This window comes from Telluribacter roseus (assembly GCF_017355915.2).
In the GTDB taxonomy this organism is placed as follows: domain Bacteria; phylum Bacteroidota; class Bacteroidia; order Cytophagales; family Spirosomataceae; genus Telluribacter.
On sequence record NZ_JAFEUV020000015.1, the window covers coordinates 56,681 to 75,413 of the forward strand.

The following is an 18,733-nucleotide window of genomic DNA, read 5'->3' on the forward strand; positions in this document are numbered from 1 at the left end:
CACAGTTCATTCTTAAAATCTACCGTTTCAGGAATGATGTAGGTACTAAGTTACTATCAGCCCCCTCAACTTTGTACCATCAGTACTTCTACCATCTATAGCCATGAAAAACATTACTCAACTGTTCCTATGCCTGACGCTTGCCGCGTGTATGGCCTCCTGTAACACCGACCCGGGAGCCGTCGATCCTGATAATCCGGGCGACAATCCCGGCAAACCCGCTGCCGGCGCCGTTACACCGGTAGGCTCTCCTGAAGGCACCGCTACCACAGCTACCATAGGACCAGCCGGTGGTACCATCGAATCGGCCGACAAGCAAGTCATAGTCCAGATCCCCGCCGGAGCCCTTGCCACCAGCCAGACCATCTCGGTCCAGCCTATTAGTAATAACTGTCCGGGTGGTACAGGTCGTGCTTTTAGGCTGACACCACACGGCATTACCTTCACCAAACCCGCTACCATTACCTTCCAGTACAGCGAAACGGATGTAAATGGCTCCAATCCCGCGTTACTGCGTATAGCCTACCAGAACAGCAAGGGGATCTGGCAGTCACCAGCCGTTAAGAGTTTAGATACCACTGCTCATACCGTAACCGTACAGACTACCCACTTCAGTGACTGGGGCCTGTTTAAGAAGATGTTCATCTATCCCCAGAACTCCTTCCTCAACCCGGGTGACAATGTTTATCTCAGGGTATTCCAGACTGTAGAAGAAGTCCCTGTTGAGGAAGATGATTTGATCGTACCACTACCTACACTTATGCCAACGAAATACATTGAAAAGTGGGCTCTACGCGGAGAGGGTACCCTGGCACACCAGCATAATGACGGTACCTACTACGCTCCCTCCAGGATTCCCGCCACGAATCCGGCCGCGGTTACAGTATTTCTGAATAAATCCACCACAATAGAAGGAAAGCTATACAAAGACCTGCGACTGATTTCGAACATCTTTGTCGCTCCTGAGGGTATTTCAGTTCAGATCGACGGAGGAGAGTGGAAAACCTATCCCGGTGGTGCTAATATCAATACTACCCACAATGTTATACTGGGCCAAAACGGCACCGAATACGCCTCATTAGGCTGGAAAGGCGCCCCAACGGGTACCTTCCGCTGGACCAAAAGCACCGATGTAGCTTTTAACATCGTAAAAGGTGCCCTTATTTATCAGCATCTGTATGGATCAGCCCCTTCGGTAAGTGGGGGATCTTTAAAAGTAGATAATTCGGACCCAACCTGGGTGGTAGGTACCTTCACCGTAGAGCCTGCCGGATGGATCGACACAAGTCCTCCGGGCCGTATGGGTACCTCATCCGTTAAGGGAGTTATCCGAGTGAAGCGGGTGGGGGTAGGAGCCCACTGACATGTCTATATCCTACTACCAACCATTTAACTATACTAATTAGTCCATGAAAAACCTGACTCAACTACTCCTAAGCCTGGCACTCATGCTGGCCGTTATGCCGGAGGCGCAGGCGCAGGCGCTACGGGCAGGCTACTACGGCGAAACCGTCACCCACTACGGCTTAAAAGTAGCCTACGAACTACCCCTCCGCAGCTATGTAAAGGAGAAGAATGGGGCACAGAAAACGTTCCTGTTTGCACCCGGCCTGGCTGCCTACCGCCATCCGCACAACCACATCGGGCTGGTGCTTTCCCCAGAGCTCACCTACCGCCGCACAAGCCGGCGCGGGAGAACCTTCGAAGTTGGCCTCGCTCCCTCCTATTTCCGCTACTTTCTGGAGGGTACCACCTATACGCCCGACGGCCCCGACGACTTCAAACAGGTGCGATGGGCAGGCGGAAACGCCTTTTTACCAACAGCCTTCATAGGCATCGGCAAAGACTTATCCGTACGGAAGAATATACCTTTGGCGTGGTATACGCGCTTAAATGTGATGCAGCAGCGCCCCTATAATACATCTACGCTCATGCGCTTCAGCCTGGAAGCAGGCGTTACCATTCCCCTACAAAAACAATGAAAACAGTCTACACCTATCTATCACTAATCAGCCTGCTCACACTGCTGGCCTGTAGCGACCGCGACCCGCAACCCATTGAGGATAATACCCTTTTCCTGCGGAACAAAGGAGCCGATATGCCCATCTGGGTAAAAGGAGACCGGCAGTCCAACAAGATTATCCTGTACGTGCACGGCGGCCCCGGCGACTGCGCGATGTGCTACCGCTACTACCTCAAGGGACTCGAAGCCAACGCTATGGTAGCCTACTGGGACCAGCGGGTGGCCGGTGCTTCGTCGGGTAAGGTGGAGGAGAGTACCCTCCGCTATGCTCAATTCAGCGAGGATATGGGCTTTGTCGTAAAACTTCTGAAAAAGCAGTACCCTGGCTCTGAAATCTATCTGCTGGCCCACAGCTTCGGTGTCGAGCTTTCCTGGCAGTACCTGACTTCGGGCACTAACCAGCAGGAAGTGGCAGGGCTGATGGTAGTCAACGGAATGTTCTCCTTCGCCAACTGGCTCATGAGCGTGCATGAGTGGGCACTTAGCGAGGCACAGCGGCAGGGTAATACCGAAGCCGAAAAGTACCTGATGGATCATCCGGTGACGACCGAAAACGCGGCTACTATAGAGTGGGAGCCCATCTACCGCTGGATGTACAAGCTGGGCGGCAACCCCGTATCGCTCTACGATGACGGCAAGTACGTCATCAACTACGCCTTCAACTCACCTAATACGGCCCTGGCTCAGTTTACGCACAGCAAGGCGTACAGCTACTACGGAAACGTCGAAAGCCGTCGGTTTGAGAAAGGCCCGCTGCTGCGGGACATCCGCATTCCGGTAGCTCTGTTCTGGGGCGTGAAGGATGGCATAGTACCATTGGCGGTAGGTGAGGCAACCAAACAGGTACTGACCAATGCGCCGGTGACAGAGGTACGTTTCAGCGAATCATGGCACGAGCCGTTCATTACCGAAACGGCGAAGTTCAACCAGGCGGTCCTGAACTTCGTGCGGTAAATAGCTGAATGACATAACGCATGGCTGGCCCCTGGCAAAGTCACCAATGGTCTAAAATAGCGTTTCATCGAGCGTTTCTCCCGCTTCACCGGCTTCACCCATTCCAGTTTGATCAGCGCCCGATACTTTTGGAAACGATTTACTACTTGTCCAACAACTACTAACATCTATTTCCACAAGCCATGAAAACAGCCATGTACAAATCCCAAAAACCAGGTACTCAATTTGTTCGCACCTCAGCCGTAACCGTAAGCCGGTGGTTCCTGCTGATGTTTGCTTTTGTATTTCTGATGACCAGTTGTAAAGAAAACATTGATCCGGATCCCGATGGAGACGGTGTAGCACAGTCCGACAGCGATCCGGTGTTGATCAAGGAGTCCATCAACGCAAAGACTACTCTGGTGGATCGCTTTGCCAACCCTGACCTGCCAGACTACATTGTAACAAGATCCATTGATGTCAACGCTGAGCTCACTATCAATCCCGGGGTGGTAGTTGCCTTTGAGCGCGATGTATACATGCATATACAGGATAGCGGCTACCTGAGTGCCAAAGGGCAGCCCGACAAAAAGATAAAGTTTGTAGGTGTACAGAAAACCAAAGGCTACTGGATCGGTATAGCCCTCTACTCGGGCAGCAACGTCAATGTAATGGAGCATGTGGAAATCATGCACACTGGCAGCCGCCCCGTGCACAGTGATATTAAAGCAGCGTTGTTCGTATATGGGGGTAGTGAGGCTCAGATTACCATTAAGAACAGTCAGCTTTCCCAGAACGACGGATACGGAATGTATCTCTATGAGGGGGCCATTCTTCGGGAATTCTCTCAAAACTCTTTCACTAACCACACGGAGGCAGGTATTATGGTGGATGCCATGAATGTTTCCCGTCTTGACGCCGATTCAAAATTCACCGGAGGTAACGGGCGTAATGTGGTAGAGGTCCTACAGTCCAGCCTTGAAGGCAATAAGGAAATAGAGTGGAAATCCTTTGCCGATAAAACTCCCTACCGGCTTAATGGTGAACTTACAGTCAACTCGGGCTGGAAGTTAAACCCTGGTGTAACACTGGAAATGAACCGTGATGCAATCATTGAGATAAGTACTGATGGCTATATGTCAGCTCAGGGAACAGCCACCGAGAAGATCAAGATTACCAGTGCTAGTGGCTCGGCAGCCTATTGGCAGGGTATCGTCTGCTACTCGCAGGTAAACAAGAACATCCTGGAAAACGCAGAGGTAAGAAATGCAGGTAGCAAAATCCTCGTGGGCGAGAAAAAAACCAACATTGCGATTTATGGCGACGGAGCCTCTATGACTATAAAAAATACCCACGTTAGCGGCAGCGGTGGCTACGGGATTTTTGTGGCGTCCGGAGCCTCTGCCAATACTGATCTGGCTACTACCAATACTTTCGATTCCAACGCCCTAACCAATGTATTGATCGAAGAGTAGCCTGCCCATATAACCCATATATCCACACGAACACATCAGTCAAAAGCCGCTTCACCAGCGGCTTTTGACGTTTCAGCGAAGTCACTGTTGGGCACCTGACATACATCGGGCAACTTTGCCTCATCTATTTCCTACTACTCCTTACAGCATTTATTAGCCATGAAAAAATTACGTATTCTTTTTGCCACTATTCCTGCGGATAGCCATTTCGGCCCGTTGACCAGCCTGGCGGTTCACCTGAGCGATCTGGGACACGATGTTCGCTGGTACGTAGGCGGACACTACAGAGAAAAAGTAACCCGACTGGGCCTGTACCACTACCCCTTCGTCAAGGCCCGGACAGTCAATCGGGACAACCTGGACGCACTCTTTCCTGAAAGGGCCGGAATCAGAGGTACCATGGCCAGGCTCCGTTTTGATCTCAGAGAGGTATACCTACTAAGAGTACCCGAGTTTGTTGAGGACCTGAAAGACATCTACGCAGACTGGACCTATGACTTGGTAGTACACGATGCAGGCTTCCTGGGATCGGATTTTATTAGAGAAATACTACCGGTAAAAACTGTATCCGTAGGCATAGCCCCTCTGGCCGAATCCGATACGTGCCTGCCTCCTTCTGGTCTGGGCAAGCAACCGGCCCGCAGCCGGCCCGGCCGCTGGATACACCATCTGATGCGGTACTTTGTACAGCAGGTACAGCTCAAGCCGATCCATGATCTTTATAATCAGCTCCGCCGGCAGCACAATCTTCCTGAGGCCGATGAATTTGTCTTTGATGCAGCTATACGCCACGCTGACCTGTACCTGCAAAGTGGCGTACCAAGCCTTGAGTACCCACGCAGGTCCATCAGCCCCAACATCAGGTTTGTAGGAGCCATGCTGCCTTGTACTATTCGTCGTCGAAAGTACTTTGAGCACGCTATGCAGGCGCTGCAGGCCAGGCGGGTAGTACTGGTGACGCAGGGAACCGTTGAAAAAGACATTGAGAAACTACTGGTACCTACCCTTAGGGCATTCAAGAATGAGCCTTCTACCCTGGTGATCGCTACCACCGGAGGCTCCTGTACGGAGGAACTGCGTAAGCGCTTCCCTGAGGATAACTTCATCATTGAAGACTACATAGATTTTGATACCGTGATGCCCTACGCCAGTGTACTAGTCACGAATGGAGGGTACGGCGGAGTTATGCAGGCCCTGAAGCATAACCTGCCCCTGGTGGTAGCGGGTGTTCAGGAGGGCAGGAATGAAGTCGCAGCCCGTATTGAGTACTGTAAGGCCGGTATAAATCTGAAAACCGAAACGCCCAGAACGGTACATATCTGGCAGGCGATAGATCAGGTACTAACGGATAGTACTTACCAGCGCAACGCGCGAAAGCTTGGCTGGGAGTTTGGGGCTTACGATGCCAATGAGCTGGCTACGCAATACATCGAGGCACTGGCAGAGGTGCAGGAACGCGTGCTACTGGCCGAAGAGTTACAGATTGCCTGCTGAGAAGTCTCTTTGATCTAACACATCTGTCGGCGGTATGCAAATGCCTGCTGACGGATGTGTTAATCCATTCTCTGTTAAACAGCCTAACCGGCTAATTCATTACGCATTATTACCGTTTCGTGATCTTTCGGGTTGGATACGCCCCTGACATTCTGCAAGTTTGCCTTGGTAAGTCCAACCTGCCAAATTACAGAAATCAACATTAGCCATGAAAAAATCATCATTCAAAGCTCTTCTGCTAGCTACTCTTGTCGGTGCGCTGGCTACCCGCCCGGCGGATGTACTCAAGGAGCTTAAGCTTACCCAGGAGGAGGTAAGCAGCCAGGTATTCGAACAGCTTACCCACGACTATCCATCCTTATACCTATCCTACGATAGCCGCCAGGCCGCTAAGCAGCTTTCGGCCCAGGCGCGGGCTACCGCCGTACGGGCCATTTATCCCATAGTGCGGACGTATGTGGAGTCGGAGGACTTCAGGAGCCGCTACGATAGCTGGCTGCGGAACAAGTACCACATCAGCGATACGCCCGATCCGTCGGCCACCATGACAAATGCCGACCTGAAAGCACTAATGGATGAGCAACTGGATCAGACGCTGGCGGCATTCAGCAATCTGACCCCTCAACTCCTGGCTATGATGCTACCTCAGCAAGTAGCTCAGCTCCAGGAGCAGATGCAGGGTGCCGATGCCCCTACCAAAGCAGCCCTGAACCGCGAGCTGACGGAGCTGAAGCACATACAGCCACTAGCTACTTCCAAACCGGATGAGTTCAAGACCCGATTCCTTGCGTCTATGAAGCGCACAATGGCCCGCCAGATGGAGCAGGGTATGAAAAACGAGGAAGAACACCTGGCTAAGGCAAAAGAACAGGCTGAGGAACAGCGGGGTAATGAAGCCAAATACCAGGCGGAAAAGAATCCAAACTTGGTAGTACAGAAAAAACTGCGCGAATTTATTGCCCTGGCGGAGTCGGTTGATTTTGACGCCCAAACCGAAAAGCGAGGTTATCGGGTTGAATTTGTGAAGGATGAGCACCGTGGTAAGTCCAGAGAGTGGAAGCAGCTTTACCGGATTGGACGCGAGCCCGTGATGGCCGCGCGCGATCTGGCCCGTACCTGGCTGAAGGAGCTTCAATAAGCACAAAACACTGAAAATAGCAACCCCAACCCATACCGTAAGCACGTAACACAACAGACTCCACCTGTACATAAAGGATCAAAGACGGATCATTGATTGAAAAAGCCGCTTCACCAGCGGCTTTTTCCGTTTCAGCGCATAACAGCGTTTAGAAAATCAGAATTTGTAGTAATCTTTATAATAGATTTCTTTCATTGCATTGATTAATGACTCCTCAAGCTATAAATACCCTGGATGATAAGTGGTTACGCATTACCGGAATAAGCCTGCTGACGGTAATAGGCTACTTTGCCAACTACTATAGTCAACAACCGTTGACAGCCAAATTAGTAGCTAGCTTCCTGGTCTTCTTTCTGTCCATTTTTCTAAACTGGCATGTCAACCGGTTTCTGATCCTCTATTTCCGAAACAGATACCCGCAAAAACAACTCCTTCCGAAACGGCTGTTCCTGACATTCCTGACCGGCAGTATTGCTTTTACCATCATTATCCGGCTTATGGGGTCGATACGCTTCTGGATACTTTTCGGAGATTTTACCAGCTATGAGACCTACCATCAAGCGGCTAGAATTACGCTCAACAAGATGACCTTATCGCTGAGCTTGTTCGGATTTGACTTTGTGATGGCGATTACAAACTTCCTGTTTTTTCAGGCCATATACGAAACCCTGTTTTTTATCCGTGAATCATCGCTGAAAGAAAAAAAGCTTCAGCAGGCCGAGCAGGAACGGGAAAAACTGAGGGCGGCTAATCTGCAGAGCCAGCTCGACGCTCTGAAGCAGCAGGTCAACCCGCACTTTCTGTTCAACAGCCTGAACGTACTGGATTCGCTCATTGAGGATAATCCCCAGCAGGCCCGGGTATTTCTGGAAGAGCTTAGTACGGTATACCGCTACCTGCTCCGATCCAATGAACAGTACCTGACTAACCTGGAAAATGAACTGGACTTTATAAACTCCTACTACCACCTGTTAAAAACCCGCCTTGGCAACGGCCTGCAGCTGAACGTCAACATCGGCAAGAAGTACCAGAGCTATAAACTACCCCCTCTTACACTACAGCTACTGGTAGAGAACGCCTTCAAACACAACATAATACTACCCGACCAGCCTCTGGTGATTGATATCGTAACGGATGACGAAGGGCATCTGCTGGTGCAGAATAACGTACAGCGAAAAAGCAGCCGCATCAACTCAAACGGCGTGGGACTGACCAATATCTTGGCGAAATACCGGATGCTGAGCCAGCCCGACCCATCCATCCGGGAGGACAACGGATTATTTGTGGTAACGCTGCCTTTGATCGAGGTGAGTATATAATGCCTTTATCACTATTTTAGCAGTACGCGCTACTACTAACCCATGCCAGACTGATGAAAGCGGCCGACGACAGAAAAATTCGCCTTATTGGTCCTCCTATCCTGTTCTTGATAGGTACGCTGTTCTTTCGGTTGAACTGGTACTTTGACTATACAATTGATAAGCTGATCCGGACGGATCTGATAGCGCTGAGCGCGGGCTATATATGCTGGAACCTGACTCGTTGGGTAGTGCTTTCACTACAAAAAAAGTACCCCGGCATCACCAACCTCCGGCGGCGACTAATCTGGATGGCGGTGCTTTTGCCGGTCCTGGTCAACTTTGCCTGGTTTATCCGGCAGCTTGCTCATATCGCTTTCAATAATGTCACGTTTGTCCATGAAAATATCACTGAGTATACCTACTCGCTCGGTATCCAGATCTTTTACCACTGTATTTACTACGCTATCTACGAAGGTAGCTATGGCCTGCAGGCCTGGCAACATGCTTACGAGCAAAATGAACGGCTGAAAAAGAACAAACTACAGAGCCAGCTCGACTCCCTGAAAAACCAGATTAACCCACATTTTTTGTTCAACAGCCTTAATTCGCTTTCCATGCTGATTCACGAGAATCCCCGGCAGGCCGAGAACTTCGTAGACGAAATCAGTAACGTGTATCGCTACCTGCTACGGTCCAGCGATCAGGAGCTTACTACGCTCGGGCGTGAGCTGCAGTTTATCAACTCATATTTTCAACTACTTAAGACCCGGTACGGTGCGGGTTTTGATATGCATATTGAGGTAGAGGACTGGCAGCAGGACCTGCGGATACCTTCGCTGACTCTGCAGCTGCTGGTCGAGAATGCGGTGAAGCATAATATCATCCTGCCCGAACAGCCACTGGTAGTCCGGATTGAGACCCAGGGGCAGGTACTGGTGGTGCGTAACAACCTGCAGCGTAAAAATATAGCCGCCTACTCCAGTAAGGTAGGACTGGCCAACATCGCCTCCAAGTACCAGCTACTGAGCGGGCATTCGATATCCATGCACGAAGAAGACGGCTTTTTTACGGTAAGTCTCCCCCTGCTGGCCAACCAGCCCCAAACCAGGCCTGCCCTATGAAACCATTCAACGATATCCGACTTCGCCTGCTGGGCCCGGTAGTCCTGTTTGCGTTTGTAGCCGTATTCTTCCGGCTCAACCGCTACTTTTTCAGCTGGCCCTGGACCACCATCCTGCTCAATGACTCCGTAGAGCTGGCAACTGGTATCATCAACTGGCAAATAGCACGCTGGGCTGTTCTGCGCATTCAGCGCAATACGCCAGGCCTGGTCAATACGCATCAACGATTCCTGCGGTTGCTTTCCATCATGCCGCTGCTGGTGGCCGTATCGTTCTTTATTCGCCATTCAGCGCGCTACTTTATCGAGGGGCAGTTTATGTTCTTTACCGACACGGCTGAGGTTAGTCGTAGTATCGGTATCCAGTTTTTTCACGTCTTCATCTACCTGGTCATATACGAAGGCTGGTATCTGATACGGCAGTGGCAACATGAGGCCATCGAAACAAGTACGCTGGAAAAGGTATCGCTGCAAAGTCAACTCCGGTCGCTGCAGCACCAGGTCAACCCGCATTTTCTGTTTAATAGCTTAAATACCCTGTCGTCACTCATCAGAGAAAGCCCCAGCCGGGCCGATACTTTTCTGGACGAACTTACGTCGGTATTCAGGTACCTGCTGCAAAGTGAGCGCCAGCTGGTGCCTCTTAGCGAGGAGGTAGAGTTTATCCGGTCGTTTGGGCATTTGCTGCAGGTCCGGTACCCCGCCGGGCTCATCATGGATATTTCTATCGATGCTACACAAAAGTCCATGTTTATCCCCCCTCTGACCCTGCAGATGCTCGTTGAAAACGCGGTGCGCTACAACGTTATCCTGCCCGAGCAGCCCCTGCACATCCGAATATATACTACGCCCGACCAGCGGCTATCGGTAGCCAATAGTCTACAACGCAAGCCGCTCCGCGTGGAGACCACCGGAGCCGGCCTCACCAACCTGACCATCCGGTACGGGTTGCTTAATGAGGGGGAACTGATTATTGAAGAACAGCCGGACTGGTTTGTGGTGAGTATGCCACTGGTAACCGAAAGCCGGCTGGCCGAGATGAAGTAGCTATTTTCCCATCCATTTCTTGAAGTCGGTAGCCCGTTCACGGCTGACCAGTACCTCATCGTCAGGATCGGGCTTGAGCGTTAGCTTAAGTTTGTTGTTGAAGTACGGGTGAATCTGTTGCACCGAATGGATACTGACAATGTACTGGCGGTTGGACCGGAAAAAATGTTCAGGATCCAGCATGGCCTCGAGCTCATCCAGGGTATAGTCCAGCGAGAACTTCTGATTGGTACGGGTACGGAACAAGCTGACGCCGGCCTCAGAGTAGAAGAAGGCAATATCCTGTACCTCCACGGGTACCCACTGCGACAGGTGACGTACCAGAAACCGGCGCCGGTAATCAGCCGGAGATACCTGCTGGCGAAGCTGCTGCACCAGCGCATCAATAGCGATACGGGAAGAGGCCTCCCCTCCATTGCCAGTGCTTAGCCGCCGGTGCTTTTCGAGGCTGGCCTCGAGCTCGTGGCGCTTGATGGGCTTCAGCAGGTAATCAATACTATTGACTTTAAAAGCCCGCAGGGCGTATTCATCGTAAGAAGTCGTAAAGATAACCGGTGCCGATACTGTCGTCTGCTCAAAAATCTCAAAACTCTGTCCGTCGGCCAGTTCAATGTCCATCAGGATTAGGTCCGGAGCCGAAGCCTGATCGGTCGTATTATTTTCCAGCCACTTTACAGAAGCCCGCACACTCGGAGCAGTACCTACCACGCGCAGACTTGGGTCTACCTCCTCCAGCAACCGCGTCAGTTTGCGTACAGCCAGCTCTTCGTCCTCTATGATAAAAACATTCATGCAGAAACAGCTTAAAAGTATAAAAGATACTACGTAAAGCTATTTACTTTCGGAATCTGCATCAACGCCTGGTACTATAAAGTGAGCAAAAAAAAAGGTGAAATCACAATAACCGGGGTTGAACTGTACAGTATGGTCTTCAGGAGGCAGTGCTAAGTAGTAGGTTCTTCTTATAGTACAGCCACCCAAACAACCCTCCCAGGGTACTATACCACAGCACGCGGTAGAGAAAATAATCCATAAACAGTCTGCCTTACCAACTCCTCACTGTACACCTAGCACTACTTTTTCAGAATCGTAAACTCTACCCGGCGGTTGGCAGCTTGCCCCTCGGGCGTTTCGTTAGTGGCCATTGGACGGCTTTCACCATACCCTTTGCTGGCGACCCGGTCGGGTTCTATGCCTTTACCGATCAGGTACTCCCGTACGGCATCGGCGCGGTCCTGCGAGAGCTTGAGGTTAGCGGCGTCGGTACCTACGTTATCGGTATGTCCTCCCAGCTCAATAAACAGCTTGTTGTTTTGGGTCATGGTGAGAGCGATGCGGTCCAGCTCCGTAAAGGATTCAGGGCGCAGGGTCGATTTACCAAACTCAAACGAGATGTTATTCAGCCGCACAATCTGTCCTTCCTCGATGGGTACCAGCTTCAGGGATTTATTACTGATCTCCCGGTAGCCTTTCCCCTGCTGAGCGGTAGTGGAGTCGGTAAGGTCTACATTCTCACCTTCGGCAATGAAGTTAGGCGCTACGGCCCGCATGCTGTACTTCTTACCGTAGGGAAGTACCAGCTTATATTCACCCGTAAGGGGATTGGTAGTAGCCGTACCGGCTTCCTCACCACTAGCCATATCTTCGTAGATGATCTGTGCCTCTACGGGTTTGCCGGTTTTGGAGTCGATCACCTTCCCACTCACCAGTACCACAGGATCAGGAGCCGGTGCCACGGGTTCGGTAGGCTGGGCTTCGCCCGGCTGCGTTTTAGGTCGCAGGTCTATACGAACGACGTCGCCTTTGCCTAGAGTTTCCTTAAAAGAAGTCATGTAGGCGTAGTCACCCGCCGCGGATACGGTGTAGTAGGCATCGTAGCCATCGGTATTGACCGCCGGACCGAGGTTAACGGGCTTGCTCCAGCGCTTCCAGGTCTTGTCGATGCGCTTGGTGTAGTAAACATCGTTGCTGCCCTGGCCGCCGGGGCGATTGCTCGAAAAGTACAGCGTCACCCCATCAGGAGCCAGAAAAGGGGTAGTTTCGGTAAAATCATCGGTATTGATCTCCGAGCCCAGGTTCATGGGCTTGGTCCACTTACCGCCTTTCTCCTTGAAGCTTACGTAAATATCGTCGTCCTTGCTGTTTTTCTTCTCGCTGAAGGCCATCAGCAGTACCCTACCGTCGGTGGATAGGTACCCGCAGTCAAACTGCCCCTTGCTCATTTTTTCGTAGCCGGGTATATCCAGCTTCTGCGGTGCTGACCAGCCCTTGGCCGTACGCTGGCTAATGGAGAAGCCGCGGGTTTCGTAGCGGCCATTGAGGTAGGCGCCTTTTAGCAGGGCGGTATTCCCATCGGGTGAGATGCTGTAGAGGCTGTTGTACTCTTCCTTGTTAAGTGGAGCGGGCAGGCGCCGTGCCGGCGACCACTGCCCGTTCTGATTTTCGGAGTACCAGATATCCTGGCTTCCCTTGGCTCCGAAGGTATTCTGCGGATGACTGATGCGCGCGTAGTACAGGGTCTTCCCATCGGGTGAAATAACCGGACCGATTTCGTTAAACTCAGAGTTAATCGTCTGCCCCAGGTTTTCGAGCCGGGGGGGCGTCTGAGCTACAGAAAAGGTACTAACAAGAAGAGCAACCAGGAAAGAGGGTACAACGCGCATTTTTATAATCAGGCTATTACTTAGACGGATCTGTTACATACAACGATGTATCCAGCGTCTTATTTTCCTCACGTGTAGCCAGGAAGGCTTCCATCTTTTCCAGCAGGGCATCGGCCGTATCGGCTACCAGCAACAGCGCCCGGTTCTCCGGCCGCAGAAAACCCTCCTCTACCATCTTGTCGAGGTGTACCAGCAGGTGGTCGTAAAAGCCGTTGACATTCAGCAAGCCGACCGGGCCGTGGAAGATCTTCAGCTGTGACCAGGCCAGTATCTCAAACAGCTCATCCATAGTACCGTAGCCGCCGGGCAGTGCAATAACGCCATCCGACATGGATACCATTTTGGCCTTACGCTCGTGCATCGTCTCCACAAAATGAATCTCTGACAGCGTCTTATGCGCTACTTCCAGCTTAGCCAGGAAGTTGGGAATGATACCCGTCACGCTTCCGCCGTTTTCAAGTACCCCATTGGCAATGGTACCCATTAGTCCCAGGTTACCGCCGCCGTAGATTACTTTTGTATTTCGCGCCGCCAATTCTTTTCCTAACTGGTGCGCTACTTCTGTATATACCGGCTTATTACCCGGATTTGCCCCACAATACACTACTACAGATTTCATTATTATTAGCTGTTAGCTTTTAATTATTAGGTATTAGTTTTTTAGGCTGCTAGGCGTTAGCTGGTTAGGTGTTAGGTATGCTTAATACTTAACAATCAGTATGATGTGTAAGTACCTCTTCGGCAGGCGTTGGCTTTTTTCACTGATCAATAAAAAAGCTAATACCTAACTACTAATAGCTAACAGCTCCCCACTACCCTACTATCTCCGCCGCCAGGGCTTTCAGATCCAGGCCGCCAAAGGTACCTGAGCTCATCATCAGCAGGTTGGCGTTTTGCCACGACTGACTTCTGAGGAACTCCTGAAGCGGCTCCTTCTCTGTAAAAACCTTGAGATCGTTACGCTTGAAGGCGGTACGGATATCCTGCTCCGTGATCGGTTCCAGGCGCTTGTGCTCAATGGTCTGGGGGTTATAGAATACAACCGCCACATCGGCTGCCTCAAACTTATCGCGGTACTGGCTCAGGAAGGTCTTGTTGAGGCTACTGAAAGTATGCAACTCAGCACAGGCTACCAACTTCCGCTTCGGAAACTGCTCCTTTACGGCACGGGTGGTAGCCTCTACCTTGGAGGGCGCATGGGCAAAGTCTTTATAGATAATGGTCTGATCATTCTTGCCTAGCAGCTCGAGGCGGTTGGAGGCTCCCTTAAAAGCCTGAATAGCGCGGTAGAACTCCTCATCGGTAATACCCAGTCGCTCGCAGACGATACGGGCACCGCTGATGTTTTTCATGTTGTGCTCCCCGAATACCAGCAGAGGTACATCACCCTGGCTCTTGGTCTTGAGGAAGGTCTGTCCATTCACCACCTTGTACGGGTGCGCTTCGTACGGGATCTTGGTCACATCGGGGCGCTCCTTCTGTCCGATCACGTCCAGCATATCATCCGTTTCGTCAAATATGATCACACCGGCCTTGGGTAGACTGTCGGCCAATAGTTCAAACTGCTTCACGTAGGCCTCCCAGGTAGGGAATACGTTGAAGTGGTCCCAGGCAATACCACTGATCAGGGCTATGTGCGCCTGGTAATGCAGGAACTTCGGCGTAGGGTCGAGGGGAGAAGTCAGGTACTCGTCACCTTCCACAATGATCATGGGTGAGTCCTCGTCCAGTCGAACCATATTATCAAAGCCTTCCAGCTGAGCGCCTACCAGATAGTTGCACTTGCGCTGGTTGTACCGCAGTACGTGCAGGATCATGGAGGTAATGGAGGTCTTGCCGTGGCTACCGGCCACTACAATGCGCTGCTTATCCTTGCTTTGCTCAAATATAAATTCCGGGTACGAATATACCTTTAACCCCAGCTCCTGGGCTTTGAGCAACTCAGGGTTATCCTGCCGGGCGTGCATACCCAGGATGACCGCTTCCAGGTCGGTAGTTACTTTTTCGGGAAACCAGCCTATTTCTTCCGGCAACAGACCATGACTGGCCAGGCGGGTACGCGAAGGCTCATATATCTCATCATCGGATCCGGTGATAGTAAAACCTTTGCGTTTTAGCTCGATGGCGAGGTTATGCATAATACTCCCCCCAATGGAGATGAAGTGTATTTTACGAGACGGAGTTGATTGACTCATACTATCTATTTGTAATTACTGATTGGCAGCGAAGTTAACAAGATTTTTCCTATCCTGACGTTGGAGTACCTGGCTTAGTCGGGACAACCGCTTAGGCCTCCGTGTACTATACCAATTATTCTGGCCCGAAAAGCTAATCTCAGAGTTACTATTGAGTAAATCAAACCAGATATACTGTTATAGATACGTAGTGTATCTTCGCACAAAAAATAAGATTGACCTAGCCGCTGCATATGACAACGAAACAAATTCTCCCCCTGCTATTTTTCCTCCTTTCCACCAGTCTGACCTTCGCGCAGCTCAAAGTAGCGCGAGTATTTGGTGACCACATGGTGCTGCAGCGCGATAAAGTCATCATGGTATGGGGTTGGGCCGATAAAGGTGAAAAAGTAACTGTCACCCTTAATGGTCGTACTGTCACCGCCAAAGCCGGTCCTGACGGCAAGTGGATCACTGATCTACCCATCATGCCCGCGGGTGGCCCCTACCAGCTCATTATAAAAGGTAAAAAAGACCAGATTACCTTCAACGATATACTGATCGGCGAAGTATGGCTGCTGTCGGGACAGTCGAATATGGAGTGGAAAGTACGAAGTTCCGATAATGCCAAGGCAGAAATAGCTTCGGCCAACAACTCTACCATCCGGCACTTTGAGGTAGCGCATGAGCTGGCCTTTGAACCACAGAAAGACCTTGGTAAGGGCGAATGGAAAGTGGCTTCACCCAGTACCGTAGGCGATTTCTCGGCGGTAGGGTACTTCTTTGCGCGTGATATTTCGCAGAAACTGGACGTACCCGTAGGCCTCATCCACTCGTCGTGGGGAGGCTCTCAAATTGAGGGCTGGATCAGCGAGAAGGCTATGAAGGAGTCTGATGTACTCTACTACTACCCCCAAACCATGGCCCGCAACTGGGACGAGGACGCCAAGCGCCAGGAACAAAAGCTCATCAGGCAGACGTACGGTACTGATACTTACAACATCGGCGCCGTAGACGAAAGTACCTACCTCAAGCCCGGCTACGATTACAGCCAGTGGAAGCTGAAAGTAAACCCCATGGGACAGTGGGTGTGGCAGGGCGTCGGGGGCTTCCGGGGTACGGCCTACGTGCAGCGCACGGTGGATGTACCGGCCGAGCTGACCTCTGCCGAAACTACCCTCCACTTTGGCCGCAATACCGGCGACCTGGCGTTCTATATCAACGGTAAGAAGGTATTTGAAGGTACTACCAAAGAGCCTATCGCGATCAAGCTGCCCGCCGGTACCTGGCAGCAGGGAGGTAACTCGCTCCTGATCAGGATGGAGCCCAATCGTGAGCCACAGTACTTTGGTATGGGCTTCATGGGAGCTCCCGCCGACTTCTCTGTCAAAGGAGCCGGTACCTCTATTCCGTTGGTCGATACCCGCTGGAACATGATTCCCTCCTGGAAGGCTACGCGTACCTACGACCACTTCATGAACAACGTAGGTACTACCATCTACAATGCCATGATCGCGCCACTGGTGCCCTACACCATTGCGGGCGCGCTCTGGTACCAGGGCGAAACCAACGCCGGCCGGGCCCAGCAGTACCGTCAGTCCTTCCCGCTCCTGATCAACAGCTGGCGGCAGGACTGGGGCTACGGATTTCCGTTCCTGTTTGTGCAGCTGGCCAACTTCGGCCCCAACCAGAGCAGCAACGACGGCAGCGACTGGGCCGAACTCCGCGAAGCTCAGGCAATGACCCTGCGTTTGCCCAAGACCGGCATGGCCGTAACCACTGACATCGGTAACCCCGACGATATTCACCCGACTAATAAGCAGGACGTAGGAAAGCGCCTGGCGCTTTCGGCCCTGAAGGTAGCCTACGGCCAGGATCTGGTATACAGTGGACCAACCTACAAAGATGTACAGTTCAGCAACGGTCAGGCCATCCTTAACTTCGATAACGTGGGCGGTGGCCTTACCACCAAAGACAAATACGGGTACCTCAAAGGTTTTGAAATAGCCGGGGCAGACAAGAAGTTCTACTACGCTTCCGCCCGTATAGAAGGTACTACAGTAGTAGTGTCGCACCCGCAGGTACCTACTCCCGTGGCCGTACGCTACGGCTGGTCCAACTCCCCCACCGACGCCAACCTCTACAACGCCGAAGGCTTACCCGCTTCCCCCTTCCGTACCGATACCTGGAAAGGCGTGACGGAGGGGCGAAAGTTTGAGTAAGTATGAAGTGTTGAAGTAGCTGGTGAGTAACGCCAGCTACTTCAATATTCAAAATCTTTATTTGCTGGCGGTAATGCTGATAAAAACGTAAATGTGGTGCAGCTACATGCTAACACTCATCTTTGTATATTTAGTAGTCAACAGACTAGCAGAAAATGAGCTACTATAAGGAAATAAAACTTGAAAGCTGGGCAGAGTATAAAGAATTAGCTGAGAGATCTAGATTAGAATGGATATTTAGGGGTCAGGCTAACTCTGCATGGGATCTTACAACTACACTGGAGAGATCTGATATACTTATAAATTATCCAGAATTTGAGGATAAGCATCTATTAGAGTTCCAGAAAGGAGCTAAATTCTATTTAGAGAATGAAAAACTTCCAACAACTTTATTGGAGTGGTTTTCCATGTTGCAACATTTCGGAGCACCGTCAAGATTATTAGACTTTACAAAGTCACCATATATAGCAGCGTATTTTGCCTTTGAACAAGCAAATTCAGATACAGAAGAAATCGCTATCTGGATTGTAAATAAGATCTTTCTAGCTCAGAAAGCTGCTTATTACTTAGAAAGCAAAATAGGTTATCCATATTACGAGGATAATTATGCTTATAATGATATAGTGTTTGAGAGAGTTTACGATAAATCAAAAGAAGGTGATTTGAACTGTATAATTCCTGTTGAACCGTCAAACCTAAATCATAGGTACTTTTTACAACAATCGATATTTCTGTGTCAGTGCAACCCTCATGAAAAGCTCGTTAGCCAATTTGACTTCCTAGGTAATATAAAGCACCAAACTATAATGAAAGTTACCATTCCGGCAAGTCAAAAGAAAATAGCTATCAGAGATATGATAAAAATGAATATAACGAGAGCTACAATTTTTCCCGGACTGGATGGATTTGCAAAGTCATTAGTAATAAAGTATAGTAACTTATCAAACTTTGGAGATACAGGTGATACACTTAAATATGCACAAGAAAGAGGCTTGACTTGAGTAGCGCAATCTGCTGTAGCTGATAGGAAATAAAAGCTACTTTTTAACTTTAGCTACCGGTGTCTTCACCTGCTACGAAAAAGGGATGGCTTCACTTTGAAGAGGTATTAGCAGCCATTCATACTGTTGACATACCTGCCTT

General features: G+C 50.7%; 15 protein-coding genes. 11 read left to right on the forward strand and 4 right to left on the reverse strand.

Translation table 11 applies throughout. The annotated features are described in order from the left end of the window. The first annotated feature begins 103 nt into the window (after positions 1-103). From JTN23_RS21635 to JTN23_RS21675, 9 genes are all read left to right on the forward strand, one after another. Entirely contained in the window at positions 104-1,363 is a 1,260-nt protein-coding gene (locus JTN23_RS21635) for a hypothetical protein (protein WP_247237155.1), read from the forward strand. Between the two features lie 46 nt (positions 1,364-1,409). Next, the gene (locus JTN23_RS21640) at positions 1,410-1,982 is read left to right on the forward strand and encodes a hypothetical protein (protein WP_247237156.1); all 573 of its coding nucleotides are present in this window, start codon (positions 1,410-1,412) and stop codon (positions 1,980-1,982) included. Then, a complete protein-coding gene (locus tag JTN23_RS21645; RefSeq protein WP_247237157.1) occupies positions 1,979-2,977 on the forward strand; it encodes an alpha/beta fold hydrolase in 999 nt (332 codons plus the stop codon). Before JTN23_RS21640 ends, JTN23_RS21645 begins: the two co-directional genes overlap by 4 nt. Before the next feature lie 182 nt (positions 2,978-3,159). After that, on the forward strand, positions 3,160-4,431 hold the full coding sequence (locus tag JTN23_RS21650) for a hypothetical protein (RefSeq protein ID WP_247237158.1): 1,272 nt from the start codon (positions 3,160-3,162) through the stop codon (positions 4,429-4,431). A gap of 159 nt (positions 4,432-4,590) precedes the next feature. After that, the gene (locus JTN23_RS21655; RefSeq protein WP_247237159.1) at positions 4,591-5,925 is read left to right on the forward strand and encodes a glycosyltransferase; all 1,335 of its coding nucleotides are present in this window, start codon (positions 4,591-4,593) and stop codon (positions 5,923-5,925) included. 208 nt (positions 5,926-6,133) lie between these two features. Continuing rightward, the gene (locus tag JTN23_RS21660) at positions 6,134-7,063 is read left to right on the forward strand and encodes a hypothetical protein (RefSeq protein ID WP_247237160.1); all 930 of its coding nucleotides are present in this window, start codon (positions 6,134-6,136) and stop codon (positions 7,061-7,063) included. Positions 7,064-7,269: 206 nt separating this feature from the next. After that, entirely contained in the window at positions 7,270-8,382 is a 1,113-nt protein-coding gene (locus tag JTN23_RS21665; protein WP_247237161.1) for a sensor histidine kinase, read from the forward strand. A 53-nt stretch (positions 8,383-8,435) separates the two neighbouring features. Next, positions 8,436-9,485 (forward strand): sensor histidine kinase, encoded by a 1,050-nt coding sequence (locus JTN23_RS21670; protein ID WP_247237162.1) that lies wholly within the window; start codon positions 8,436-8,438, stop codon positions 9,483-9,485. Further along, positions 9,482-10,531 (forward strand): sensor histidine kinase, encoded by a 1,050-nt coding sequence (locus JTN23_RS21675; RefSeq protein WP_247237163.1) that lies wholly within the window; start codon positions 9,482-9,484, stop codon positions 10,529-10,531. Before JTN23_RS21670 ends, JTN23_RS21675 begins: the two co-directional genes overlap by 4 nt. Here the strand turns inward: JTN23_RS21675 and JTN23_RS21680 are convergent, their stop codons facing one another. The 4 genes from JTN23_RS21680 to JTN23_RS21695 all read right to left on the reverse strand — a co-directional run bounded on the left by JTN23_RS21680 (position 10,532) and on the right by JTN23_RS21695 (position 15,389). Next, positions 10,532-11,323, reverse strand: a complete 792-nt coding sequence (locus JTN23_RS21680; RefSeq protein ID WP_247237164.1) for a LytR/AlgR family response regulator transcription factor — start codon at positions 11,321-11,323, stop codon at positions 10,532-10,534. It lies immediately after the preceding gene. A 281-nt stretch (positions 11,324-11,604) separates the two neighbouring features. Continuing rightward, entirely contained in the window at positions 11,605-13,194 is a 1,590-nt protein-coding gene (locus JTN23_RS21685) for an OmpA family protein (protein ID WP_247237165.1), read from the reverse strand. 16 nt (positions 13,195-13,210) lie between these two features. Next, positions 13,211-13,813: an LOG family protein gene (locus JTN23_RS21690; RefSeq protein WP_247237166.1), complete on the reverse strand. Its 603-nt coding sequence runs from the start codon at positions 13,811-13,813 to the stop codon at positions 13,211-13,213. A 193-nt stretch (positions 13,814-14,006) separates the two neighbouring features. Continuing rightward, positions 14,007-15,389, reverse strand: coding sequence for a UDP-N-acetylmuramate--L-alanine ligase (locus JTN23_RS21695; protein ID WP_247237167.1), 1,383 nt, complete (start codon positions 15,387-15,389; stop codon positions 14,007-14,009). A gap of 233 nt (positions 15,390-15,622) precedes the next feature. Between JTN23_RS21695 and JTN23_RS21700 the strand changes: the two genes are divergently transcribed. Together JTN23_RS21700 and JTN23_RS21705 are read left to right on the forward strand one after the other, a co-directional pair. After that, positions 15,623-17,590 carry a sialate O-acetylesterase gene (locus JTN23_RS21700; RefSeq protein WP_247237168.1) on the forward strand — a complete coding sequence of 656 codons (1,968 nt, stop codon included), beginning with the start codon at positions 15,623-15,625 and terminating at the stop codon, positions 17,588-17,590. Between the two features lie 155 nt (positions 17,591-17,745). Continuing rightward, a complete protein-coding gene (locus JTN23_RS21705; RefSeq protein WP_247237169.1) occupies positions 17,746-18,591 on the forward strand; it encodes an FRG domain-containing protein in 846 nt (281 codons plus the stop codon). Positions 18,592-18,733 lie beyond the last annotated feature (142 nt).